At 58.2% G+C, this 25518-nt stretch carries 20 protein-coding genes; 8 read left to right on the plus strand and 12 right to left on the minus strand.

Annotation, left to right across the window (positions count from 1 at the left end; genetic code table 11):
* Window positions 1-105 precede the first annotated feature (105 nt).
* Window positions 106-966: a C13 family peptidase gene (locus E9954_RS13325; protein ID WP_136079643.1), complete on the minus strand. Its 861-nt coding sequence runs from the start codon at window positions 964-966 to the stop codon at window positions 106-108.
* Between the two features lie 128 nt (window positions 967-1094).
* On the opposite strand from E9954_RS13325, the gene E9954_RS13330 reads away from it, so the two are divergent.
* Window positions 1095-3716 (plus strand): SNF2-related protein, encoded by a 2622-nt coding sequence (locus E9954_RS13330; RefSeq protein ID WP_168442231.1) that lies wholly within the window; start codon window positions 1095-1097, stop codon window positions 3714-3716.
* On the opposite strand, the gene recN is transcribed toward E9954_RS13330, so the two are convergent.
* The 3 genes from recN to E9954_RS13345 all read right to left on the minus strand — a co-directional run bounded on the left by recN (window position 3713) and on the right by E9954_RS13345 (window position 7611).
* A complete protein-coding gene (gene recN, locus E9954_RS13335; RefSeq protein ID WP_136079644.1) occupies window positions 3713-5374 on the minus strand; it encodes a DNA repair protein RecN in 1662 nt (553 codons plus the stop codon). The two genes, E9954_RS13330 and recN, sit on opposite strands and share 4 nt — an antisense overlap.
* Window positions 5375-5419: 45 nt before the next feature.
* On the minus strand, window positions 5420-5779 hold the full coding sequence (locus E9954_RS13340) for a hypothetical protein (RefSeq protein ID WP_136079645.1): 360 nt from the start codon (window positions 5777-5779) through the stop codon (window positions 5420-5422).
* Between the two features lie 65 nt (window positions 5780-5844).
* Window positions 5845-7611, minus strand: a complete 1767-nt coding sequence (locus tag E9954_RS13345; protein ID WP_136079646.1) for a B12-binding domain-containing radical SAM protein — start codon at window positions 7609-7611, stop codon at window positions 5845-5847.
* A 233-nt stretch (window positions 7612-7844) separates the two neighbouring features.
* Between E9954_RS13345 and E9954_RS33030 the strand changes: the two genes are divergently transcribed.
* Together E9954_RS33030 and E9954_RS13355 are read left to right on the plus strand one after the other, a co-directional pair.
* A complete protein-coding gene (locus tag E9954_RS33030) occupies window positions 7845-8810 on the plus strand; it encodes a L,D-transpeptidase family protein (protein ID WP_136079647.1) in 966 nt (321 codons plus the stop codon).
* 21 nt (window positions 8811-8831) lie between these two features.
* Entirely contained in the window at window positions 8832-9800 is a 969-nt protein-coding gene (locus tag E9954_RS13355; RefSeq protein ID WP_136079648.1) for an acetyl-CoA carboxylase carboxyltransferase subunit alpha, read from the plus strand.
* 57 nt (window positions 9801-9857) lie between these two features.
* On the opposite strand, the gene folB is transcribed toward E9954_RS13355, so the two are convergent.
* A complete protein-coding gene (gene folB, locus E9954_RS13360) occupies window positions 9858-10211 on the minus strand; it encodes a dihydroneopterin aldolase (protein ID WP_136079649.1) in 354 nt (117 codons plus the stop codon).
* Window positions 10212-10213: 2 nt separating this feature from the next.
* Window positions 10214-10909, minus strand: coding sequence for an SDR family oxidoreductase (locus tag E9954_RS13365; RefSeq protein WP_136079650.1), 696 nt, complete (start codon window positions 10907-10909; stop codon window positions 10214-10216).
* Between the two features lie 98 nt (window positions 10910-11007).
* Between E9954_RS13365 and E9954_RS13370 the strand changes: the two genes are divergently transcribed.
* The gene (locus tag E9954_RS13370; RefSeq protein WP_136079651.1) at window positions 11008-12396 is read left to right on the plus strand and encodes an NfeD family protein; all 1389 of its coding nucleotides are present in this window, start codon (window positions 11008-11010) and stop codon (window positions 12394-12396) included.
* Here E9954_RS13370 and E9954_RS13375 read toward each other — a convergent pair.
* The 4 genes from E9954_RS13375 to E9954_RS13390 all read right to left on the minus strand — a co-directional run bounded on the left by E9954_RS13375 (window position 12393) and on the right by E9954_RS13390 (window position 17206).
* Window positions 12393-13346: a nucleotidyltransferase family protein gene (locus tag E9954_RS13375; protein WP_136079652.1), complete on the minus strand. Its 954-nt coding sequence runs from the start codon at window positions 13344-13346 to the stop codon at window positions 12393-12395. The genes E9954_RS13370 and E9954_RS13375 overlap by 4 nt on opposite strands.
* 182 nt (window positions 13347-13528) lie before the next feature.
* Complete coding sequence (gene rho / locus E9954_RS13380) at window positions 13529-15169, minus strand: transcription termination factor Rho (RefSeq protein WP_136079653.1); 1641 nt, start codon at window positions 15167-15169, stop codon at window positions 13529-13531.
* Window position 15170: 1 nt separating this feature from the next.
* On the minus strand, window positions 15171-15791 hold the full coding sequence (coaE, locus tag E9954_RS13385) for a dephospho-CoA kinase (protein WP_136079654.1): 621 nt from the start codon (window positions 15789-15791) through the stop codon (window positions 15171-15173).
* Between the two features lie 191 nt (window positions 15792-15982).
* Complete coding sequence (locus E9954_RS13390; RefSeq protein ID WP_136077388.1) at window positions 15983-17206, minus strand: DDE-type integrase/transposase/recombinase; 1224 nt, start codon at window positions 17204-17206, stop codon at window positions 15983-15985.
* Between the two features lie 195 nt (window positions 17207-17401).
* Between E9954_RS13390 and E9954_RS13395 the strand changes: the two genes are divergently transcribed.
* A complete protein-coding gene (locus E9954_RS13395; RefSeq protein WP_222847176.1) occupies window positions 17402-18007 on the plus strand; it encodes an RNA polymerase sigma factor in 606 nt (201 codons plus the stop codon).
* Here the strand turns inward: E9954_RS13395 and E9954_RS13400 are convergent.
* Complete coding sequence (locus tag E9954_RS13400; protein ID WP_136079656.1) at window positions 17955-20150, minus strand: serine/threonine protein kinase; 2196 nt, start codon at window positions 20148-20150, stop codon at window positions 17955-17957. The genes E9954_RS13395 and E9954_RS13400 overlap by 53 nt on opposite strands.
* A 57-nt stretch (window positions 20151-20207) precedes the next feature.
* Entirely contained in the window at window positions 20208-20849 is a 642-nt protein-coding gene (locus E9954_RS13405) for an HAD hydrolase-like protein (protein ID WP_168442232.1), read from the minus strand.
* Window positions 20850-21021: 172 nt separating this feature from the next.
* On the opposite strand from E9954_RS13405, the gene E9954_RS13410 reads away from it, so the two are divergent.
* The 3 genes from E9954_RS13410 to E9954_RS13420 all read left to right on the plus strand — a co-directional run bounded on the left by E9954_RS13410 (window position 21022) and on the right by E9954_RS13420 (window position 25510).
* The gene (locus tag E9954_RS13410; RefSeq protein WP_136077388.1) at window positions 21022-22245 is read left to right on the plus strand and encodes a DDE-type integrase/transposase/recombinase; all 1224 of its coding nucleotides are present in this window, start codon (window positions 21022-21024) and stop codon (window positions 22243-22245) included.
* 121 nt (window positions 22246-22366) lie between these two features.
* Window positions 22367-24769 (plus strand): ammonia-forming cytochrome c nitrite reductase subunit c552, encoded by a 2403-nt coding sequence (locus E9954_RS13415; RefSeq protein ID WP_136079658.1) that lies wholly within the window; start codon window positions 22367-22369, stop codon window positions 24767-24769.
* An 18-nt stretch (window positions 24770-24787) separates the two neighbouring features.
* Entirely contained in the window at window positions 24788-25510 is a 723-nt protein-coding gene (locus E9954_RS13420) for a hypothetical protein (RefSeq protein ID WP_136079659.1), read from the plus strand.
* Window positions 25511-25518 lie beyond the last annotated feature (8 nt).

Here is a 25518-nt window from a genome sequence, read left to right on the forward strand (position 1 = left end):
TTGGCAAATCCAAAAGGCAGGGACGCGTGTCACCGCGCGCCCGCCACGTGCGCAGGGCCGATCCACCGAACGGCGGAGTGGGACACCCCGCCCTACCCTACAACACTACCACCCCATCCCTTTTGAATAGGTGATTTTTCCGCGGGTTCGGGCAGGCGTTTGCTTGAGCTTGTCCTTATGGACGATCAATGCTTCCGAAAAAATGGCTTCGAGTGAATTGGTGAGGGTTCCGGTTGAGGAACAATCGATCCGGGAAAACGAACTCCAGAATTGTTCGGCAAAATGTTGGCAATACGTCGCATGCTTTTCATCGGTGTCCGTGATCGAGATGATCGGTGCATAGGAATTTTCGATGGCACTTGAAAAACCGCCGGAGTAACACTGATCCATCACACTCACGATCGTTAAGGCGCTGATCTTTTCCAGTAGCTGGCAATATTCCATGGCCGACATTGTTTGATCTCGGAAAGCCAACGTGATCGCTCCCCCGACCCGCTTGCCGTGGCCTGTGCAGTAGACAAAGAGGAGATCGTTGTAATCAACAATCCGGGAAAGAGCCGTCAACGTGTCCTTGAACATTTCATGATTCGAAGTGGTGGTTGGATATGGCCTGTCAGGGCTCATATCGGAACGCGGGTTTAGATGATTGAGAATAATAATGTCGGAATCGGAAAAGCCCGCGGCCTTAAACGCCTTGTAGGCCTTGCTGATATTTGTTCCGTGCAGGCGGTTGTTTTTGTCGGCATTCACGAGAACGGCATATTTGTTCTCCTTGCCCCGAACGGAAGCGGTTTCCATTTGTTTCAGGTTTTCACGAAACCGCTCCGGCGTTTGCAGGGAACGCGGCTCCTTGCCCATGGAATCCGGTTCGCTCAAGGGATTCCCTCCGGAGCCAATGCTCCAACAGACCAACAGCATGCCCATGCGCACGCCCGTGGAAATCCTGAATAAACCAATCCTACGCAAGACAACCTCCCATCCGGAATAAGCAGGAGAATACGCCGATTTGCATCGATTCAAAACACAAATCCCCAGAAGGACGCACTCCAGATCTTTATTCCCAAGCTTGCGCGAATTCGGTAGGTTCCGCCGCTATGCAAAAATATTTCAAAGGACAGCGCTGGATCAGCGAAACGGAGCCCGAGCTTGGATTGGGGCTGGTTGTGGACGCCACCGCCCGCACCGTGCAGGTGTTTTACCAGGCGGCCAACGAGATGCGGCACTACGCCATCAACATGGCTCCGCTCAAGCGCGTGCGCTTTGCCGAGGGCGACGAAATTGAATCGCGCGAGGGCACCCGGCTGACGGTCGAAACCATTACCGAGGAAAACGGACTGCTCCTCTACGGGGCGGCGGATGGCACGCAGCTGATCGAAGCCGACCTGTGCGACACCTCGAGCTTCGACCGGCCGGAAACCCGCCTGCTGGGTGGCCATGTGGATGCCAACGCCCTGTTCGACCTACGCGTGGCCGCGTTGAATGCGCGCCACCGACATGGCCAGCTGGCGGTGCGCGGCTTGCTGGGCGGGCGCGTCGACTTGTTGCCCCACCAGCTCTATATTGCGCAGGAAGTGAGCGCACGCCCCCTGCCGCGCGTCCTGCTGGCCGATGAAGTGGGCCTTGGAAAAACCATCGAGGCATGCCTCGTCCTGCATCGCCTGATGGTTTGCGGGTTGGTCCGGCGCGTATTGGTTCTCGTCCCGCACGCGCTCGTTCACCAATGGTTTGTCGAACTATTGCGCCGGTTCAATCTTTCGTTCAGTATTTTCAACGAGGAACGTTGCGCAGCGATCGAAGCCACCGAACCCGGCATCAACCCGTTCCACGACGACCAGCTGATCCTTTCGAGCATCGAGTTTCTCACGGAGAATCCGGAGCGCGCCACGCAGGCCATCGCGTGCGACTGGGATCTGCTGATTGTCGACGAAGCCCACCACCTGCACTGGTCGCCGGAACAAACCAGCCCGGAATATTGCGTGGTCGAGCGGCTGGCCGGTTGCATCCCGCGCCTGCTTCTGCTCACAGCCAGCCCGGAACAGATGGGGCTCGAAAGCCACTTCGCCCGGTTGCGGCTGCTCGACCCGCAACGCTATCCCGACTTCGAGACCTACAAGGTTGAGCATGATCGCTATGCCGAGGTTGCCGCGGAGATCGGGGAACGACTGGAGACGATGAACGAACAGGAACGGGCCGAAGCGCTGGATCGCCACGGCCCTGGGCGCGTCATCTTCCGCAACACGCGCAGAAACATGACCGGCTTCCCGAAGCGGATTCCCGACCCCATACCGATGGAGCTGCCGGAAGGCGCCGACACAATGGGGCCCGAAGATCCGCGCCTCGACTGGCTGCTCGCCTTCCTGCGCGAAAACCCCCAGGAAAAGGTGCTGGTGATCGGCCGGACCCGTTTCGAGGTTTCCGTGATTGTCGATGCCATCCGCAACCGCTCGGGGGTGGACGTGGCCCATTTCCACGAGCAGATGAATCTGGTGAAGTGCGACCGCCAGGCCGCCTGGTTCGCCGAACCGGAAGGCGCGCGCGTGATGGTGGTTTCGGAAATGGGCGGCGAAGGCCGCAATTTCCAGGTGGCCTCGCACCTGGTGTTGATTGATCTGCCGCGCGACCCCGAGTTGCTGGAGCAGCGCATCGGCCGCCTCGACCGCATCGGCCAGCGCGGCGATGTCCATATCCATGTGCCCTACCTGAAGGGAACGGAAGAGGAACACGTTGTGCGGTGGCTGCATGAAGGGCTCAACGCCTTCGCCGAGCCGGTCGTTGGAGGCTTTGAATTGCTGGAGCGCTTTGAAACCCGGCTGGATGACGTCACCGATGAAGTGATCGCCGAAACCCATGCGTTCTACGAGACCCTGCGCGCACAAATCGCCGCAGGGCGCGACCGTCTACTGGAGCTCTCGTCCTTCCGCCCCGACATCGGCAACGATGTGGCCCGGCAAATCAACGAATGCGAACAGTCGACCGACCTTGAAACCTATCTGCTGGAGATGTTCGAACACTACGGCGTACACGCCGAGGCGCTCGACGCCACCTCCTACCACATCCGCCCCGACCAAATGTTCGACGACTGGTTCCCGCTGAAACCCGAGGGCATCCGGATCACGTTCAACCGGGATGAAGCGTTGATCCGCCCGGACACCACCCTGATGAGCTGGGACCACCCGATGGTGACCGGAGCCGGCGAGCTGGTTATCGGGTCTGAACGGGGCAGTTGCGCCATGGCCGTGGACCCCACCCAGGAAACCCCGCTCAAGCTTCAGGCCATCTATGTCCTGGAAACCGTCGCGCCACCCGGGCTTAACGCCGACCGCTTCCTGCCCCCCACCCCGGTCAGCATCACCGTCAACCATGCGGGCTGCGCGATGGACGGAACCGGCGAACGGCATCTGAAAGACGCCGACCCGTGGAAGTTGCTGGAGCATGAATCGATCCGTACGCAGATGATCCCCGCAATGATTGAAGCAACGCGCCCGCTCGCTGAGCAGGCCGCCGAGTCCACCATTGCCGACGCGCGCCGCAACATGCTTGAAACCTTGGGGAAGGAATACCAACGGCTCGAATATCTCAAGAAGATCAACAACAACATTCGCAAGGAAGAACTCGCCCACGCGCGCAGCGCCATCACCGAACTCGATAAAACCCTGGCCGCCGCCCGCCTGCGCCTCGATGCCATCCGCATCATCAGCGCCAGCCAGGACGCCTAGAAGAGTCCGAGCATTTCCCGGGCGTGCTGGAGGGTGACGTTGGTGGAATCCTTGCCACCGAGCATTCGGGCGATTTCCTCGGGACGGGTTTCGTCGTCGAGCAGTTCGACCTCGGTGAAGGTCCTGCCATCCTCAACCTTCTTGGAAACCGCCAGATGCGTCGTTCCGCAGGCGGCGACCTGAGGGAGATGGGTGATGCAGAGCAGCTGGTGGCACCGGGCCACCTGGGCCAGCTTGCGCCCGACCGCGCCACCGATTTCGCCGCCGATGTTCGCATCGATCTCGTCGAACACGAGAACGGGAATCTGATCCTGCTTGGCCAGCACCGCCTTGGTGGCGAGCATGACCCGGGAGATCTCCCCGCTGGAGGCAATCATGCGCAATGGCCGCATATCCTCGCCGGCATTGGGTGCAAAACCAAACTCGATTTCGTCCATGCCGCTTGCGCCGGGCGGACACGGATTGATCTGCACATCGAAAAACCCGTGTTCGAAGCCAATATCGACCAGCTCGCGGGTAACACATTCGGATAGGTTGTCGGCCACGTTTTCGCGCGCGGAGCGGAGTTTGAGCCCGGCCTGTTCAAGCGCTTTGTAGACGAGCTCCTGCTCGCGCCGCAATTCCTCGCGGCGTTTGTCGCGTCCGCGCAGCTCCTGGAGCTGTTGTTTCCAGGTTTCGCCATTGGCCAGCACGTCCTCGACGGTGGTGCCATATTTGCGTTTGAGGGTTTGGTAGGTCGTGAGCCGGTCGTCGAGCCACTGCATCCGTTCCGCACTGCCCTCGATGCCTGCGGCGGAGCTTTCGATGGACCGGACCACCTCCTGCACGGAGGTGACGGCGCTTTCGATTTCGTCGTGCCAATCCTGCGCCTCGGGAAGCAGCTTGACCAATTGGTTGAGCGCCTGCTGGGCGGTGGCAAGGCCATCGAACGCGCATCCCTCGCCTTCGGTCAAGGCGCTGACCGCGCCGTTGGCCAGCCCAATCACCTGCTGGGCGTTGGCGATCAGGCTGTGTTCCTCCTCCACCTCGGCCTCTTCGTCCTCACTCAGGTTGGCGGCTTCGATTTCGTTCACCCGGTAGTCGAGGAATTCGATCTGGCGTTCGAGGTCTTCTTCGTTGTCGGAATTGAGCGCGTCGATCTGTTTTTGAATTTCGCGATATTTAACGTATTCGACCGCATAGGCGGCCTTGGTTTCCGCCAACTGGCCGAAAGCATCAAGGATTTCGAGCTGCACCCCCTGGTCGAGCAGGGATTGGTGGTCGTAGGGGCCGTGCATATCGACCAGCACCTCCCCCAGGCGCTTGAGCACCTGCAGGGTAACCGGGTCGTCGTTCACCATGGTTTTGCTGGAGGTTTCGGTAATGATGCGGCGGATGATCAGCAGGCCGCCATCGCACGGTTCCATCCCGATATCCAAGAGAATGGCGTCCACTTGCGCCGTATCGGTGAGGCCGAACTCGGCGTGCACCGAACAGGAGGTTTCGCCGGTGCGGATCATCGATTTATCGGCGCGTTCGCCTAGCAACAGGCGCAAGGCACCGATCATCAGCGACTTGCCGGCACCGGTTTCGCCGGTGATGACATTGAGACCTTCGTTGAACCCGACCTGGACGTCGTCAACGAGCGCGAGGTTTTTAATCTTTAACGTTCTGAGCATATTCCGGCGGAGTATCCAAATAAGAAGGGCCCGGGGCAAGCCGGATTATTCGGGATTGGCGCTTTGGCTCGCCGCCGCCCGCTGCTCTTCCTTGCGTTTTTCCTCGAATCCGTTCAGGAAAATCACGAGAACGCGGAGCAGCAGCAACAGGAAGATCGGGCCACCGATGAAGTAGAAGGCATCGGGAAGATCAAAGGCCGGGCGCGCGGCCGCACGGCGCACATTGGGGCGCAGGTGCTGGCGTGCAATCTCCTGAACGGGAAGATAGTCGTCGGCCGTCACACCATACACGGCGGTAACCTTCGGTGCCGCCGTCTTGGCAACCCCGTTGGTTTCCTGCGCCACGGCGCTTATGGTCAGCGCGCCCAACAACAACCCCAACACTATGGATGCAACTTTGTTCATCTACCCCTGGTGACACTGGAAATTCCCGAAATTAGCAGAACAGACCCAAATTAGAACTGTAAAAACTAGCTTTCTGCACGGGCCAGGAATTCCGAAACCGGCAAGTCAAACCCGATGCCGAGCATGTAGTTGTATGTTGCCGCTTTCAGCGCATCGCCCACCGCATCCAAATCATGGTCGAAATCGCCCTCGAAAGGGATTTCGTTGACGGCGAACGTGGATTTCACCGCCTCCAGCAGGCGGATGCCGTAGAGATCGGGATGCAACGAAACATCGCTATGGGCCGTAAGCGCAAACCGATGCCAATAGGCGGAATGAAGAATCCCGGCATCAAACAGGTCGCGCACGGTCTCCAAGGCAACCAGGGTTTCGGCGAACGTCTGGGTCGGGAATCCATACATGAGATAGGCATGGGTCATGATGCCCGCCTCGGCCAGCTCGGCCAGCACCCGGGTGGCATGCTCCACCACGATCCCCTTGCGCATCAGCTTGAGCGTCCGGTCGCAACAGGTTTCCAACCCGCCGGTTACGGCAATACACCCCGCATCGGCCATTTTCCCAATCAAACTGCTGGAGAATCGCTTTTCGAATCGGACATTGCCCCACCACTCGATTTCCAGGCCCCGCCGCAGGATTTCGTCGCATACTCCCTCCAGCAAGTCCGGAGGCAACGCTTCATCCACAAAGTGGAACCCATTGAACCCCGTTTGGTGAAGGACGTGCACGATCCAATCGCAAATGGTTGCGGGTGTGGCTGGATCATACCGGCAGATATAGTCGATGGAGGTATCGCAAAAAGCGCAACGGCTCCAGCAGCATCCATGCGCCAGCACCAGCTTGTTCCAGCGCCCGTCCGACCACAGGCTCGTTACCGGATTCAAGGTCTCGAACATTCCGAAATAGCCGTCGAGATCCAAGCCGTCGTATGCCGGCGGAGGAAGCTCATTGTGGGCCACCTCCACAACCTCCGCATTCCGGAAAACCACGCTCCCGCCTTCCCGTACGTAGGTCCGCACCAGTTCGCCACCATCCGCCAGACGCTGAAGGGGAACAAAACCGCTATCGAGCGTGATGGCATCCACATGGTCAAATATGGCCGGATCGGCCAACTCCCGCAACTCGGTGTTGGCATATCCACCCCCCAACACGATTCTCACACCTTGTGAGGTGTGGGAAATGCGGCGGGCAATGGCGAGTGCGCCCACAAGGCACCCCGGGAAGGGAACGGTGAGCGCCACCAGGTCAGGCTGGTGCATAGCCATGGCGGCATCGGCCAGCTCATCCAGCCATTGGATGAAAATGGAATGGTTGGTTTCCAGTTCCTCCTGCAGGACAGCAAAGTCCGGGAGGCTTCCCGCAATCTTTTCCGCATAACGCGAGAAGCCGAAGTTCGGATCAAGCTCTGCGGCAACGTCCGCAATATCATCGAGGTATAGACTGGCCAAATGCCGCGCGCGGTCATGGATATCCAGCCCGCGGAAATCCCAGCCCAGTTGCTCATCCTCCTCGTAGGCACGGGCCAGGTTTTCCCCTTCCGGCAAATAACCTCGTGTAACCATCCTTTCTGCGGCACCGGGATTCCGATCCTGGAGGAAGGCCACGACCTCATCGATGGTCTTGAGATAGGGTTCGGCGGCATCTTCGGGAATATCCAGTTCGCGAGTCAGCGTCGAAACCCCCTCTCTCGAGAATAGACGGAGCAAGAGCTGGAGCGACAGATCGGCCTGGACGGCATCGTGACCTACCGACTGAAGCCAGGCCGCCAGCAAAGGAGTGGCGGCATAGGGCGTGTTCGGTTGCAGCAGAGGCGGAGTTATGAGCAAAATTTTCATGGCTAAAGCAAGGCAACCTACCGGCAATCCGTCCCCGATTCCAATCACAAACGGATGAATCGCGTCGATGAGCGTCTAATTGGAATTGACGGCCGTGAAATCTAATTAGATGTTTTTGGGTTGCGCCATCTGGATGGAACCGGTGTTTGGCAATCTGGGATGCGGTTATGATTGCACGGTAAAAGCTGATTGTGCATAAATGAGAAGCTTGTACCAAACGAAGGCAAAAGACTATGGCAAAACCAATTTATGCAGGCACCTACACCAATCGCGGCGGAGGGCGTTTCAAGCGCGTCTTCATTACAATCGTCGTGCTCCACTTGATTGTTATCGGCGGAATCGTTGGCTACAACAAGTTCAAGGGGAAGGACGTCGAGCCCGATGCCCACATGGCCGCCCCGCCCCCGGCCCCGCTTGCCGGCGCAGCGGCTCCGGCCATGCCTACCCCGGCACTCCCTGCACCGATCATGACCGTTACCTCCACGGCGGAATCGCAAGCGGTCATTTCCGATGCCCAGGCATTTCTCGACGCGGGCCAGCTGGCCGAAGCAAAGATCACGCTCGATAAGCTGGTGGCCCAAACCCCCGACGCCCAAGCCATCCAGATGCTGGGCAATGTTAACATGAAGCTTCTGAAATCGCCCATCATGATTCCCGGCAAGGAATATTATGCGATTGTCTCGGGCGACAGCCTTTCCAAAATCTCGAAAAAATACAACACCACCGTGGCGCTGATCAAAGCCATGAACGGCATGGAGACCGATGTCATCCGAGCCGGCGCACGGCTGCAAGTCTACAAAAGCGAATTCAGCATCCGCGTCTCCAAAACCCAGAACACGCTCGACCTGATGGATGGCGACAAGATCTTCAAGCGCTATTCCGTTGGAACCGGGAAATTCGGGAAGACCCCTGCCGTTGAATTCACGATCTACGACAAGATCGTTGAGCCGCCGTGGACGCGGTTCTCCGATGGCAAGCAGATTGAATATGGCGATCCGGAAAACGTGCTCGGCACGCGATGGATGGCCATCACGTCCGTCGACCACCCGGAAATCACGGGGTTCGGCATCCACGGCACCTGGGAACGCGACAGTATCGGCAAGCAGTCGAGCGCGGGCTGCATCCGCATGCTAAACGAGGATGTTGAGGAATTATTTGATCTGGTTCCGCGCAAAACTACCGTTATAATCACTGAATAAATTGTCCACGAGGAGCACCGCATGAGCGCACAATTCAGCCTTCCCTTTGAAAGTCCCGTTCAGGAACTGGAATCCAAGCTAAACGAACTTGAAGCCTTCAGCCAGGAACAGGACATCGACGTGTCCCATGAAATCAAGAACATGCAGAACAAGATCGAGCAGACCCGCACCGAGATCTATGCCAATCTTTCCGCGTGGCAAAAGGTGCAGGTGGCGCGCCACCCCGACCGCCCCTACACCATGGATTACATCAACGCCATGACCACCGACTTCGTCGAGATCCATGGCGACCGAATCCATCGCGACGACCGCGCCATCGTTGGCGGTTTTGCCAAAATCGACGGCCAGAAAGTCATGATCCTCGGTTCGCAGAAAGGTCGCGACACCAAAAGCAACGTTGAATGCAACTTTGGTTGCGCCCACCCCGAAGGCTACCGCAAGGCGCTGCGCCTGATGAAGCTGGCCGATAAGTTCAACGTGCCGATTATTTCGCTCATCGACACCAAGGGCGCCTATGCCGGGCTCGAATCCGAAGAGCGCCACATTGCCGAAGCCATTGCCGTCAACCTGCGCGAAAGCTTCAACATCAAGGTTCCGATCATCTGCGTGATCATTGGCGAAGGCGGTAGCGGCGGCGCATTGGGCATCGGCATCGGCAACCGCATCCTGATCCTTGAGCACGCCTACTATTCAGTTATTTCGCCGGAAGGTTGCGCGGCCATTCTCTGGAAAGACCGCGCCTTCTCCGACCAGGCGGCGGAAGCACTCAAGATTACCGGCAAGGATCTGATCAAGCTCAAACTGGCCGACGAAGTCGTCCCCGAGCCCAAGGGCGGAGCGCACACCGACCACGAGGCCATGGCCGCCAATCTAAAAACCGCGCTGCTCAAGAACCTCGAAGAACTCATGGCCATGACGCCGGAGCAGATTATGCAGGATCGCTACGACAAGTTCCGCGTGATGGGCGAGTTCGAAGGTTCGGTGGAGTAAATCCGTTCGCGGTTTCGCCTTCAGGTGGCCTTTCCACAGCGCCGCCCAAAGGCTGAACTACATACGTTTTCTCGTAATCTCCACCGCCGAAGCTTTCGCAAAGCGCAATGCGCCCGGCTTGTCGATCGTAACAACAACCTTCACGACCTTGTCGTTGGCCAGTGCGATTTCGGCAATGTTTTCCGCGAGCGCTTCGATCAATTGGAATCCGCTGCCTTCGACCAGCTTCAGGATCGCTTTCTTGATCGACTTGTAATCGACCGTGTCGTCCAGGTTGTCCGACCGCCCCGCCTTGCGCAGGTCGGCATGCATTTCGACATTGATGACGATGTCCTGTTTCTCGCGCCGTTCTTCGGGAAAGATCCCGATGATGCAGCGCAACGCCAAGTCGCGAATAAAGATCCGATCCATGGTTAAACTCCGTTTCCTAACAGATGTTGCCCGCCGTCGACAAAGATCACCTGTCCCGTACAATAATCGGCCTGCAATAGGAAGAGCGCCGCCTCGGCAATGTTTTCGGGAGTCGGGAAAAGATTGAGCGGCACCTTGCCGGCCATCTCGGCAAACCCATCGCCACTGTCGCCGGGCGGAGGCAGGATCGGCCCCGGGGCCACCGCATTGACGCGTATGCCCGGCGCCAGTTCCAAGGCCGTCAGCTTGGTCAGCTCTTCCAACCCTTTTTTTGAGATGGCATACGGAAGGCAGGAGGGATCGTTGGCGCGAATACGACGATCAAGCAGATTCACCACCGCCCCCCGATTCGTTTGATCGGCAAACCGGCGGGTCAATTCCAGCGGGGCAAACAGGTTTACCTGGAACTCGCGCCGAACGCGCTCGGGGGTTGATCCGGCCAACCGATCCTTGGTGAAAAGCGAAGCGTTGTTGATGAGGATGTCGATGGAACCGGCCATCCGAATCAGGTCGGCGCAATCGTCCGGCGAGCTGAGATCGGCACAGACGGCATAGTCGGAAAGCGCCTCGGCTTCCCCGCGTGAATGGCGGTAGTGCACCACGACCTCCACGCCCGCCGCCTGGAGCGCCTGCGTAATCGCCTTGCCGATGCGCACCGCGCCACCGGTCACCAACGCCCTTTTTCCTTCGAGAATCATGAGGTTCTTAATACGCGCATTTTCCAGACATTGGAAGTTTTGCCTTTCCTTTTTAGCGGTTCGCGCAAGAATGAAGCTGAAGTAACGGAGAGCGCACCATGATTCGTAATTTACTATTCACCCTCCTGGCCCTGCTCACGCTTGGCAGCGCACGGGCGGAGCAGACCAACCAGACCCCGCTCGTCTACATCATCCCCATCAAAAAGATGATCGAGCCGGCCCTGCTCTACGTCGTGCGCCGCGGCGTCGCCGATGCCGTGCGCAACAACGCCGATGCCATCATCCTCGACATGGACACCCCCGGCGGACGGGTCGATGCCGCAGTGGCCATTATCGACGAGCTAACCAGGGCCAACATTCCCCTCTACACCTTTGTTGGCCGCGAAGCCATCTCCGGCGGTGCATTCATTGCACTGGCCACCCCCAACATATACATGGCTCCCGGCACCTTGATCGGCGACATCACCCCGATCATCATGGGCATGTCGGGCGGCGTGCAGGATTTGCCGGCGGCCGAGAAGGAAAAGATGACCTCCTATGTGGCCGCCCAAGTTCGTTCGGCCGCCGAGAAAGGGGGCTATGACCCTCTACTTGCGGAAGCCATGGTGCGGGCCGAAATCGAGTATAAGATTGGCGACCAGGTCATCAGCAAGGCCGGCAATGTGCTGACCCTAACCAACACCGAGGCCGAACAACTCGTCGGCGACGAGCAACGCCCCCTGTTCTCCAAAGGCACCGTGGAAGACATCGACGAAATGCTGGAAACGATTGGCCTAAAAGGTGCGGAAAAGAAAACGCTCGAGGTCACGGCCGCCGAAAAGCTGGCTAGGTTGATCGCCGCCATCGCCCCCATTCTGATGATGATTGGACTGGGCGGCATCTGGCTGGAATTCAAAACCCCGGGCTTCGGCATCTTCGGCATTGCCGGCATCCTCTGCCTTTTGCTCTTCTTTGCCGGGCACCACATTGCCGGACTCTCCGGCATGGAGGACGTTGTCCTGTTCATGCTCGGCGTCATCCTGCTGGGCATCGAAATATTCGTTACTCCGGGATTCGGCGTGATGGGTTTCAGCGGCCTGTTGCTGATCTTCGTTTCATTCATCAGCGCCATGAGCGAGCGCATGCCCGGCAAGTGGCGCCCCATCGATTTTTCGCCCGAAACCTTCTCCATCCCTTTTCTGAAGGTGATGCTCTCGTTCCTCGGCGCATTTGCCCTGGTGGTAACCGCGGGGAAGTTCCTTCCCAAAACCCGGATCTTCCAGACCCTGACACTGGATGCGGTTGTGCCAGACGTGGATGAAGATGAAACCCTGCTAGGCCTTGAAGGCGTTGCCCATTCCGACCTGCGCCCCGGTGGTTCCGCCTACTTCGGAGAACGGAAAATCGACGTGGTCACCCACGGCGACTACATCCAACGCCAAACCCCCGTCCGCATCACCGAAGTCCACGGCAACCGCATCGTGGTCGAAGATATCTCGCGCGGCTAGGTGTGCATGCTGCGCTGGAGCGCCATCCACTCATCGTAGCGTTCTTCGATGACCGCAAGGTCTTTTTCGTTGTCGGCATCGAGCGCGGCGCCGCCAAAGTGGGTGTAGACGATCTGGACGCGAGCCCCCAGCGCGTTGCCAATCCCCTCGGACAAGCGATTGAAACCAACCAGGGAGCGCAGGCGATCGGAAAGATGCGGATGGCCATGACGGTCGTAGTATAGCGAAACCTGCATGAGGATGAAAATGCGTAGGCTCTTCATCAGCCGCCACCCGTTGAACAACAACGAAAACAGCATGCGCACTATGTTGGCGAAACGGGTTTGGTAGCGCCATTCGTACATCTTTTCTATGTAGTCGAGATGATCCAGCACAAGCGGTTTGGCCATGTGCAGATTATTGTGGCGCATGAGGTCTTCCTTCACATGGAAATAGACCATCTGGATGCCCGGCTTGCCCTCCCGCGGATGATAGAGCGAGAGGAGATCGCGGGAGGTGACGCCGATGGAATAGTCGTACTCATGCATGTTGCTGCGCTTCAGGAATTCATCGACCTCCTCCGGCAGCAACATCGGGATATCGCACGGCGCAACCAGCACGGGAGTTGCATCGTGCCCAGATCCCTTCAAGTCCCAGAAAGGAACCGCAACATCGAGCCCCAGCGAGGCAACATAGCCCACCTTGAAGTTCTCGATCATGTTTTCGCGTTGCTCGACCACGATCACACGTTCATCGATCCCGACCGCCTCCAACGCGCCCCGAATCCGGTTGGCTGGCCCGACCACCGCCACCTCGCCAACCAGCTCCGCCCCGAGCAGCGCCTTCAGCACATGGATCAACAACGGCTGGCCGTTGAGTTCCAGGAAGGCCTTGTTTTCATGGTGCAACTGGATGCTGGCCCGCCGGTCGCCCGCCAGCAACACCGCGTTTACTTTTCTTGCCGTTCGCATGGTGTCCCCTCGAATACGGAATCACTATAAAGGACAAAGATCGGATGTAAAGACTTTCGGGCGACCGCCGCCACAAGTATATCATCCATCACCCACGATCGTGGGTGATGGATGATATACTTTGGCCTGCAAAAAAAAGGCGGTCATTCGACCGCCTTGTCCAGCTCCATGGATCGTTTCCACTATCCCCCTTGCAGGGTCATGAGGAATTCAAGGTTGTTGTTGGTTTTTTTGAGTCGGTTGATGAGCAGCTCCATCGCTTCGACCTGCGGCACATCCTTGAGCGCCTTGCGGAGCGTCCAGACGCGTTGCAGTTCATCGGGGTGCAGCAGCAACTCTTCCTTGCGGGTGCCGGAGCGCTCGATGTTGATCGCCGGGTAGATGCGTTTGTTAACCAGTTCACGATCGAGGCCCAGTTCCATGTTGCCCGTGCCCTTGAACTCCTCGAAGATGACTTCGTCCATGCGGCTACCCGTGTCGACGAGCGCGGTTGCGATGATGCTGAGGCTGCCGCCGCCCTCGATGTTGCGCGCGGCCCCGAAGAAACGCTTCGGTTTATGCAGGGCGTTGGAGTCGACCCCCCCGGAAAGGATCTTGCCGGAGTGCGGCGAGGTGGTGTTGTAGGCGCGGGCGAGCCGGGTGATGGAATCGAGCAGGATGATGACGTCCTGGCCCTGCTCCACGAGGCGCTTCGCCATTTCGATCACGATTTCGGCAACCTGCGTGTGGCGCTCCGGCGGCTCGTCGAAGGTGGAGGCGAGGACTTCGGCCTTGGTGTTGCGGCGCATGTCGGTGACTTCCTCGGGACGTTCGTCGATCAGGAGAATGATCAGCTTGGACTCGGGGTTGTTCACGGAAATACTGTTGGCCATCTTCTGCATGAGGACGGTCTTTCCGGTACGCGGCGGTGCCACGATCAGGCCGCGCTGGCCTTTACCGATCGGTGTAACGATGTCCATGACGCGCATGGAGATTTCCTTCGGATCGGTTTCCATTACGAGGCGTTCATCCGGGAAGAGCGGCGTGAGGTTTTCGAAGGGCACACGCTTGCGGGCCATTTCGGGTTCTTGTTTGTTGATCCGCTCGATTTTGTATTGGGCGAAGAACCGTTCCTTTTCCTTCGGGGCGCGGATCGAACCTTCGACATAGTCGCCGGTACGGATGCCGAAGCGGCGGATTTGCGACGGGGAGACATAGATGTCGTCGGGGGCGGGCTGGTAGCTGTTGAGCGGGGAGCGCAGGAATCCGAAACCATCGGGCAGCACCTCCAGGACTCCGCGGCCATTCAACGGGCCGCCGCGGCGGCCATGGTTTTTGAGCAGCTCGAAAATCAGCTGGTGCTTGCTGTAGCCGGCATAGTCCTGGAGCCCATACTGTTCGGCCAAGGCCTTGATATCGTTGATGGGAGTGACCTGCATTTCGTGCAGGGAAAATGTAGGGAGGTTTTCGGTGTTCGGCGGCGGCTCCTCGCTGCGGCGTTGTTGCTGCTGCTGTTGCTGTTTGTTCTTGTTTCGGTTTTTCTTGTTGTGCTTACCGTTGAAGCGATCGCGCTGCTGATGCTGGGGGCGGTCGTTGTTGGGTTCGGCCGGCCTTTCCCCGGAAGCGGCTTCCGCCGGAGCCTGCCGCGCGGATTCTTCGGACGCGGGAGCTTCCTGCGGCTTTTCGGCGGCAGGTTCACCCATTGCAGGCGTTTCCGCAGGCGCGGGCCCATCCTTCCTGGCGACGGCCTTTTTCTTGGAGGCTTTCTTCTTGGAGGCCTTTTTCTTTGCCGGCGCAGGTGCGCCCTCTACCACTTCAACCACAACTTCGTTTTCGTCGCTCATTTCAACCCTTTCGCACGGCAGTTTGTTCAACGGCCTGCCGAACAGCCGCTTCCAGTTCTTCCAAGGTTCCAAGGTTTGGCACCACGTGATCCGCGCGTGCCTCCTTTTGGGCGAGCGGCATCTGGGATTGGATCCTCAACATGGCCTCTTCCCGCCCCAGGCCCCGCATCCCCAGTCGTTGAAGAACCAATTCCCCACTACTGGAAACACAGAAAACCGCATCCCAATCCAGCGTCTCCATTCCGCTCTCAAACAACAACGGAATTTGAACCGCGGCGTTTTCCCCGTTGAATCGCCTTTCGGCAATCCACCCCTCCAGCGCAACTCTTACCGCCGGATGAACCAACGCATCGAGCTCTGTCCTTCGGGCAGGGTTTTCGAATACGATTTTGCCAAGGATCGGACGCGAGATTTCGCCGTCGTCCGCGAGAATATGGTTTCCGAAAGAATCCACAACCTGCTGGAACACCGGCGTCCCCTTGCGCATCAGTTCGTGGGCGACGCGATCGGCATCGCACACGGCGAACCCCATCTCGCCAAGAATCCGGCCAACTTCCGACTTTCCGCACGCAATCCCCCCGGTCAAGCCGAGTACAATTGGATAGCGTTTTTTATCCGACATGAATGGTTGGATTGGAAGTCATGGTTGGGAATCCAAGGGCAGGAGACTGGTTCACCCTGAAACTGTTGCCTTTTTAGGTGTATTGCCGCGCAATGTCAACCCCTGTTAACACTATAAAAACATCCTGGATCCGCGTTGCCTCAAAAATAAATGACACCGTAGAGGTGCGGATGAGGAGTCGTTTGACTGCATTAATGGGTACCCTCTAATTCGGGGGTTGTCAAGGTGGGGAGGCAGTCGGGGAACCCGGGTTCCCCGACTGCGGCGGACTCGCCGGTTTTCTTCATTTTTTCGATCTTGCGACGTCGGCGCTGGATGCGATTGCCCAGCTCGAAAGGGTCGAGCGTTTCGTATTCGCGTTGCAGAGCAGCCTCCTGTTGTTCGCCAAGGATGCCGCTGACCTTCAGGCGGTCAAAGGGCGTGGCGGGGGCATCGTATTTCTTTTTGTACCGGCTTTTGACGCGAACCTTGCTTTTTAGCTTGAACGAGGGTTTGAAGAAGTTGTTGAGCCGTTCCCAGTCGCGGTAGAGTGCGTTGAGCTCTCTGATCATGGCCGGGTTGTCGAGCCGGTCGTAGCCGAGCAACTCGCGCACGTGCGTCCAGTTCTTTTGTTCGACATGGGCGTTGTCGTTCTTGTGGTACGGTCTGCTGCGTGTAAAACAGACGGGCTGTTTGCGTTGCAGGAAGTAGCGCGTGAGATGGTGGTTGAGGAACTCGCTGCCGTTGTCGCAGTCGAAGCCCAGGATGGCGAAGGGCAGCTTGTTTTCCACGTCGTGGGTTTGGTGCATCACGCCTTCAGCGCCTTTGTTCCAGACCGCGCGGGTTACCGTCCAGGTGCTTATGATGTCCGTATAGGTGATCGACCAGATGAAGTCCCCGCTCATCGATCCGCCACAGTGGGCTACTGTGTCGGCTTCGAGATAGCCGGGCCGGTCGATGTCCTCGGTGGAGGTGCGGATTGGGATCTGATTCTTGAGCAGCGAGCCGGGCTTGGTACCGGTATTGCGCCTTCGCTGGTACTGCGCTTTGAAGGGTTTGAGCACCCGGTCGATGCTTGCCGGGCTGATTCTCAGTAGCTTTTCACGGCATTCGGTCGATAGCGGTTCGTAATGTTTTTCATAGTGCTTCAGCCAATGTGGCATAGCAGGCTTGAGGCGCTTCCCGCACAGTTGTCCAGAACGAAGCCACAGAGTTTTGAGGGTCTTGCGCAATTCAGCAGAGTCGTACTCGCCTTTGCGGCCGCGTTTGCCCCTGGAGGGCGTAAACGAGTCGTTGAGCAGCTTGGTGGCATGCTTGCGATCATAGCCGCATACCGCGCATACTTCATCGAGCAACCGGGTCTTGTAGGCCTTTTCCGCGCGCCTATAGCGGCGTTTTTGTACCGCGATGTATTCCATTCTGGTTTCGCAACTCATCTCTTTCATCCTCCCTGTATACAGGGTGTGATTTTTTGTGAGTCAACGAATCCTTTCCGCCCGCATCCTATCGGATGCTTCGGTGTCATTTAATTTGAGGCAACTCGGATCACCAATACGGGCGGCGTTTTGTTTTGCTTTTCGGCACACATGTCCATAGCTTGTGTGATTTGCGAAATGCAGAGGGGTTTTATTTTGGCAGCAGAAGACCAGTACCAGACTCGGGCCACGCTCATCCAACGCGTGCAGAACCAGCAGGACGAACAGTCGTGGGAAGAATTCGTGCAGGTGTACCGGCGCTACATCTACGCCATCATCCGCAGCATGAACATTTCGGAACATGACACCGAAGACATTCTGCAACAGGTGCTGATCAACCTCTGGAACAGCCTTCCGAAGATGGACTACGAAAAGATCAACCGCTTCCGCAGCTGGCTGAGCACCGTAACCAAGAACTGCGTGACCGACTTCATCCGCAAGCGCACCCGCGAGGCCAAACGCCTGGAAAAGGCGGGGCAGGACGACACCCTCACCTACCTCAAGGCCATCCGCCTGCCGGAAATCGACAACATTGCCGAACGCGAATGGGAGATCCACCTAACCAACCTGGCGCTTGAGAACATCGAACCGCTCTTCTCGGGAAAGGCCGTCGATGCCTTCCGGCTGACCCTCAAGGGAAAAAGCGTCGAGGAGATCGCGGCGGAACTCGACCTGAAGGAAAACTCGGTCTACCGCCTCAAGAACCGCGTCAAGGAACGGTTGATCCAGGAGATTCGCTACCTGCGGGACGAGCTGGAGTAGCGGGAGCCGCGTTCTTTTTCTTTGCGGCGGATTGCTCCTTCGCCTCGGCTTGCTTCTTTGCCTGGGCCGCCAGCCTCTTGGCATCGATCACTTCGATCTTATTCTTGCGGACTTCCGCAATGACCTCTTTCGGATAGTCTTCGACATCCAGCACAAGCCGTTTTAGGCGGAACGGCTCGATCTGCTTGTAGAGTTGCTTTGGATTCTCGAGCTTAACCCCGGCCATGCGCAGTTCCTGCAACCGAATGCCACGCAACTCGTAAAAATTATCGAGCTTGGTATGGCTGACATCCAGCGAAGTCAGCTTCAGGGCCGCCAGCACGTTGCGGCGGTAGACATCAATAATGTTGATCTTGAAAACGGTGTAGGAGCTGCGGGACAAATCGAGATGGTAGCCCTCCTCCGTCTTGGTGAGCGCCAGGGGCTGGTTCTGTGAACGCCGGGCATAGTTGAGCTTGTCGAGCACGGCCCCGGCCAGGGCAACATGCTGCTCAGGCGATGCGGAGGCGGGACGCCGGCGCATGTGGTGGTAGTAGAGGTAGTACATCGTCATTTGGTTGGCCGTCTTGGCTTCGTTGAACAGGTTCGCCAACTCATTGTCGGGCAACCGCTTCTTATCGACCGGTTTTATTTTTGCGTATTTCTGGCTGAGCTCCCGCAGCTGCCCGATCCGCTTGGTATTGCCGGCGGCATCGAAGCTCTCGTTGGCGGCATTGAACTCTTCGAGCACAAAGTGGAGAATTCCCTTCTGTTCATAGAGGTTTTGGCGCTTCACGGTATCGATGTTTTCCGCCAGCCCGGTTTCCAGCAGGTGGATCATCGAGGGGGCATTCACGAAGTCGCGGCTGCGGACCGTAAAGAGCATGGCCTCGCCCAACCCGGCCCCCAGGGCCTGGGTGGTGCGGAGTTCCTTGCGGTAGAGTTCGAAGTTTTCCTCGGCCTTTTTCCGTGCGGCAATGGCTTCGGCCTTCTCGCGGCTCACCGAGGCCAGGTTGCCGGTCACCACGAAAGCGAGCACCAGCAGGAAAAAGATCAACAGGAACGCCATGCGGTTGTGGCGCCGCAGCAAGAGGGAGGTTTTCGTGATCCACCCGGCATGCTCCGCCCGCGTCGGGTGCCCGGAAAGGAACCGGGAAATATCCTGCCCCAGCGCAACCACGCTTTCGTAGCGGTCTTCCGGCTTCAAGGCCAAGGCCTTCATCATTACGGCAACCAAGCCCAGCGGGATGCGGCGGTCCGGCCGGCGGCGGCGCGGCGGCACCACCTTCCCCTCCCGGGTGTTGCGAATCACCTCGTTGGCCGATTCCCCCTCGACCGGCAACTTATGCGTCAGCAAGACATAGAGCAGGGCGCCCAGGGAATAGATGTCGGTCTGGGGCGTCTTAGCCCCGTAGGCCTGCGTTTGTTCCGGCGCCATGAAGCCGGGCGTACCCTTCATGGTGCCCGAGAGGGTCATATCGTTCAGCACATCGGCATCCAGCTCGAAGGATTCGGCATTCGGATCCCCATCCGGCGAGTTCACCACGCAGGCCAGGCCCCAGTCGCACACCAGCACCTCGCCGAATCCCCCCACCCGGATGTTGTCGGGCTTGATATCGAGGTGCAGCACCTTGCGGGAATGGGCAAAGGCGATCGCATCGCAAATCTTCAGGAAAATATTGAGCAGGGTTTCAATGGAATAGGTTTCGCGGTATTGGGCATCGCCCTCCCGCAGTTTCCGGACGATCGACTTGAGGCTGTCGCCCGGAATCAGCTCCATCGAGAAAAAAGGCTCCCCGTTCTCATCCAGCCCCATGTTGTAGACCGGCATGATATTCGGGTGGGCGAGGTTGGCCGTCAGGCGCGCCTCGCGGAGAAACTGCTCCAGATCCTGCGGCGAGCCATTGCGGACCGCATGCGCCATGGCGACGCGCCGATCCAGGCGATGGTCGTGCACAAGGGAGATTTTTTTTTCGCCCCCTTCCGCAATCTTCCCGATCTCCCGGTAGCGGGCAATATCGTCCTTGAGCGAATTGAGGATCGGGGTGAGCGATGCCACCTCGTCTGCCGACATTTCGAGCGCATCGGTATTGTAGAAGCTGGCGAGCGTTTCATAACGCTCGCTGAAATCCCGCTCTAGATCCTTGCTGTCGCCGTCTGCCATGCAATCCCCATTGATTGGAACAGAGGACTATATCGTGTTTCCAGCCATTGAAAACCGCTAAACGGCAGGAAAAATATCGAGCAACTGGAGGGGGTCGTCGATGAGATGGTCGGGGTTGGCCTTGGCCAGCGCCTCCGCGGTATTGAGCCCCCAGCTGACCGCAACGGTCCTGGCCCCGGCATGCTTGGCGCTTTCGACATCCACCGTGGTGTCGCCGATATAGTAAAGGTTGGCCGGATCCAGCCCTTTTTGGCGGATGTATTTCTCCACCCGGCGCTTCTTGCTCAAAATGGCGTGGGTGGACTCCACCTCGTCGAACCAGCCAATCTTGTGCTGCGCCAGGAACTTCAAGACGTTTTTGCGGCGGTTCGAAGTCAGGATATCCATGAAATACCTGCCGCTTTCATGAATCTGGGTCAGCGCCTCGACCAACCCCTGCGGCGGATGGATCCGATCCATTTCCCGGTGCATCAGGCGCCGGGCATGGATGGCGATCAGCGGCACCTTCCACACGGGGATGCCGTAGTACTCGATGAACTCATGGATGCTCAGGTGGCGGCAGTGCTCGATCTCCTCCTCCGGAAAGTGGCGATAGCCATAAACCCCCGAAAGCCGGTTGAATATGGTGTGGATCAGCATCATCGTTTCCGCGAGGGTACCATCGAAATCAAAAAGGATAGTGGTTTTGTGATCATTCATAAAGCGGATGAACATATAGGCTTGCGCGTGTCAAAACCAGTAGAAATCGCGCGTCTTATTAAGCACGAGTTGCCTCAAATTAAATGACACCGAAGCATCCGATAGGATGCGGGCGGAAAGGATTCGTTGACTCACAAAAAATCACACCCTGTATACAGGGAGGATGAAAGAGATGAGTTGCGAAACCAGAATGGAATACATCGCGGTACAAAAACGCCGCTATAGGCGCGCGGAAAAGGCCTACAAGACCCGGTTGCTCGATGAAGTATGCGCGGTATGCGGCTATGATCGCAAGCATGCCACCAAGCTGCTCAACGACTCGTTTACGCCCTCCAGGGGCAAACGCGGCCGCAAAGGCGAGTACGACTCTGCTGAATTGCGCAAGACCCTCAAAACTCTGTGGCTTCGTTCTGGACAACTGTGCGGGAAGCGCCTCAAGCCTGCTATGCCACATTGGCTGAAGCACTATGAAAAACATTACGAACCGCTATCGACCGAATGCCGTGAAAAGCTACTGAGAATCAGCCCGGCAAGCATCGACCGGGTGCTCAAACCCTTCAAAGCGCAGTACCAGCGAAGGCGCAATACCGGTACCAAGCCCGGCTCGCTGCTCAAGAATCAGATCCCAATCCGCACCTCCACCGAGGACATCGACCGGCCCGGCTATCTCGAAGCCGACACAGTAGCCCACTGTGGCGGATCGATGAGCGGGGACTTCATCTGGTCGATCACCTATACGGACATCATAAGCACCTGGACGGTAACCCGCGCGGTCTGGAACAAAGGCGCTGAAGGCGTGATGCACCAAACCCACGACGTGGAAAACAAGCTGCCCTTCGCCATCCTGGGCTTCGACTGCGACAACGGCAGCGAGTTCCTCAACCACCATCTCACGCGCTACTTCCTGCAACGCAAACAGCCCGTCTGTTTTACACGCAGCAGACCGTACCACAAGAACGACAACGCCCATGTCGAACAAAAGAACTGGACGCACGTGCGCGAGTTGCTCGGCTACGACCGGCTCGACAACCCGGCCATGATCAGAGAGCTCAACGCACTCTACCGCGACTGGGAACGGCTCAACAACTTCTTCAAACCCTCGTTCAAGCTAAAAAGCAAGGTTCGCGTCAAAAGCCGGTACAAAAAGAAATACGATGCCCCCGCCACGCCCTTTGACCGCCTGAAGGTCAGCGGCATCCTTGGCGAACAACAGGAGGCTGCTCTGCAACGCGAATACGAAACGCTCGACCCTTTCGAGCTGGGCAATCGCATCCAGCGCCGACGTCGCAAGATCGAAAAAATGAAGAAAACCGGCGAGTCCGCCGCAGTCGGGGAACCCGGGTTCCCCGACTGCCTCCCCACCTTGACAACCCCCGAATTAGAGGGTACCCATTAATGCAGTCAAACGACTCCTCATCCGCACCTCTACGGTGTCATTTATTTTTGAGGCAACGCGAGCATCGCAATGCCCGAATCGGCTGTACATTGCCGTCCGCAAAACGTTAAATGGGGCCATTATGAATACAAAACTTTCCCTGACCATACCCTGCGCATCCCTCTTTCTGGCCCTTCAACCCGCCCCCGCCATGGATTTCACCGCCCAAGGCGAATACCTCGGATCCTCGGACTGCATCGTCTGCCACGAACGATTCTACGAGTTGTGGAGCACCTCGCACCACGGCAAAGCCATGGAAGCCTTCAGCGCATCACTGGCCAAGTCCCTGGTGCCGATGAAGGAACCCATGATGATCGGCAAGGAAAAGTTCATTGTCGAATTCGACAGCCAAGGCGGGATCCTCAAAGGCGTTTCCGAATGCGGCACGGAAAAAACATGGCGCCTGCGCCACTCGTTCGGCGGCCGCAACGTGCGCTATTTCCTGATTCCGATGGAAAAAGGAAAGCTTCAAGTGGCCCCCCTCGCCTACTACGTCCACCAAGGCAAGTGGTACGACGCCACCGCCAGCATGGTGCGCGACTTCCAGGATGGCGGCCCCGAGGACGAGGCCGTCCACTGGACGGATCGCTCACTCACGTTCAACACCTCCTGCCACGACTGCCACGTGAGCCAGCTGGAAAAGAACTACAACCCCGAAGACGACTCCTACACCACCACGTGGAAAGAACCCGGCATCAACTGCGAAACCTGCCACGGCCCGGCCGAGGCACACGTCAAAGCCGCCGAAGAAGCCGCCGCCCAAGGCAAGGAGCTCACCACTGAAAACCTCAAACTGCTCCGGTTCCACGAAGATCTCGACATGGCCCAGCGCGATGCCACCTGCGGCCCGTGCCACGCCAAAGGGCAAGTCCTCACCCGCGACTTCACCCCTGGCGAACTCTTCTTCGACCACTACGACCTGACCTCGTACGAAGACCGCGACTTTTGGCCGGACGGCCGGGATCTTGGCGAGAACTACACCCAGACCGGCTGGATGGCCAACCAATGCAACCTGACCAAATCCGGCCAGCTCGAATGCATCCACTGCCACACGTCAAGCGGTCGCTTCCGCTTCAAGGAAAACCCCAACCAGGCCTGCCTGCCCTGCCATGAAAAACGCGTTGACGAAATCGTCGCCCATTCGCACCACGCGGCCGAGACCGGCGTCACCTGCGTCGATTGCCACATGCCCACCACGGCCCAGGCCTTCATGTCGCGTTCCGACCACACCTTCCGCCCCCCCTCCCCGCAAGCCACGCTTGAATTCGGCTCCCCCAATGCCTGCAACCTCTGCCACCACAACAAGGAAGCCATCATGGGCAACTATGAAGGCCACCGGAAAGAAAACGTGGAGTGGGCCGACAAACATGTGAAGAAATGGTTCGGTGAAGACTCCGGCTCCACCATCCTTGAACAAGGCCGCATCATCCAGGCCTGCCGCGAAAACGAATGGGACAAACTCCCCGAAATCCTGGCCTACCTCGACAACCCGAACTGCGATCCGGCCGCGGCGGTCGCCATTCTGCGCCTGCTCAACAACTGCCCTCGCCCCGAAAAATGGCCGGTCATCCGCAAACAGACCGAAAACAAGCATGAATGGGTACGTGCCACCGCGGCGGCATCCCTGCAATACGACTCATCCTACGAAGCAACCCAAGCCCTGCTCATAACCGCGGGTGATCGATTCCGCACCGTTCGCATCCGGGCGGCCGGCGCCCTGCTCGGGCGCAACCTCGCCGGCTACACCGATGCCGAGCGCAAGGCCTACGCCGATGCCCATGAGGAATATTGGAACTCGCTGGTCATCTGGCCCGACCGCTGGAGCACCCACTACAACCAAGGCATCTACTACGACCGCATCGGCGATTCCGACAAATCGCTGGCCGCCTATGAAAAATCGATGGAGCTGCGCAACGACGTGATCCAACCCATGATCAATGCCTCCATGGTGCACGCCCGCTCCGGCAACAGCACCAACGCCTACGAAATGCTGCAGCGCGCACTCGAGGTGGAACCAAACAACGCCATGGTCAACTTCAACCTGGCCCTGCTGGACGCCGAGTTCAACAAGCTCGACGATGCCGAAAAGCACCTGCGGGCCTCCCTGAAGGCAGAGCCGGAGATGCCGCAGGCGGCCTACAACCTCGGCGTGCTGCTGGCGCGCAAAAACGACAAGGAAGGTTTCCAGTGGCTCGAATCCGCCGCGACACTCGTTCCTGAAAACTGGAACTACACCTCGTCCTACCTATTCTTCCTGCAGCAAGCAAAGCGTTCGACCGAGGCCGAACCGTTCCTGATTGCCATCATTGCCACCGACCGCGCCGCGGCACAGGCCTACTTTGCACTGGCCGGAAACTATGAGCAGGAAGGTCGCACATCCGAAGCCCTGGAAATCTACAAAAAGGCAAAATTTGCGAAGCACCTTCCCATGGACGCCAAACGCTACGCATCGCAGATGGAACAGCGGCTACGCTCAGGCAATTAATCATTCGCGGTGCAGGCCATGTGGAAATTCATCAAAATGCTGGTTGGCATTAGCCTCCTTCCATTTTGCTGGGCGGTTTCACTGGCCGTCTACCAACTCTACTCAAGCTCGATCAACACGGCGCTCGACAGCGGGTGGGAAGCCGGCGCATTGCCGCTCGGTTTCCTGCTCTGGGCATTGGTCTTTTTCCTGATGCCCCGCCCAACGCGCACCTACGTGCTGGGGCATGAACTGACCCATGCAATCTGGGCCCTGATGATGGGCGGGCGTGTCGGGAAGATGAAGGTCGGCCGTTCCGGCGGACACGTCATGCTCTCAAAGACCAACTTCGCCATCACGCTGGCCCCCTACTTTTTCCCGTTCTACACCTTCCTGGTCATTGGCGCATACTACCTAACCGGACTGACGGTCGATGTGGAATCCTACCGGGCATGGTGGATGGGCGCCGTCGGCTTCACCTGGTCGTTCCACGTCACCTTCACCATACATATGCTCTCCCAAAACCAACCGGACATCGAGGAGCATGGGCGCATCTTCTCCTTTACGGTCATCTACATCATGAACCTGCTGGTGATCGGCGTCTGGATGGTATTGGTAGGCGCCCCGCGCTTGGCCAACTACGGCAACCTGATCTGGCAAGAAAGTGCCCTCGCCTACGGCGTTGCCCATGGATATATCCTCATCGGCTGGACTCACATGGCCGGACTCCTTGAGACCATGCGCGGCGGCGGGACTCCGTAGCCAAGCCC

Origin of the sequence: Pontiella desulfatans, from assembly GCF_900890425.1 — a bacterium.
Classification (GTDB): Bacteria; Verrucomicrobiota; Kiritimatiellia; order Kiritimatiellales; family Pontiellaceae; genus Pontiella; species Pontiella desulfatans.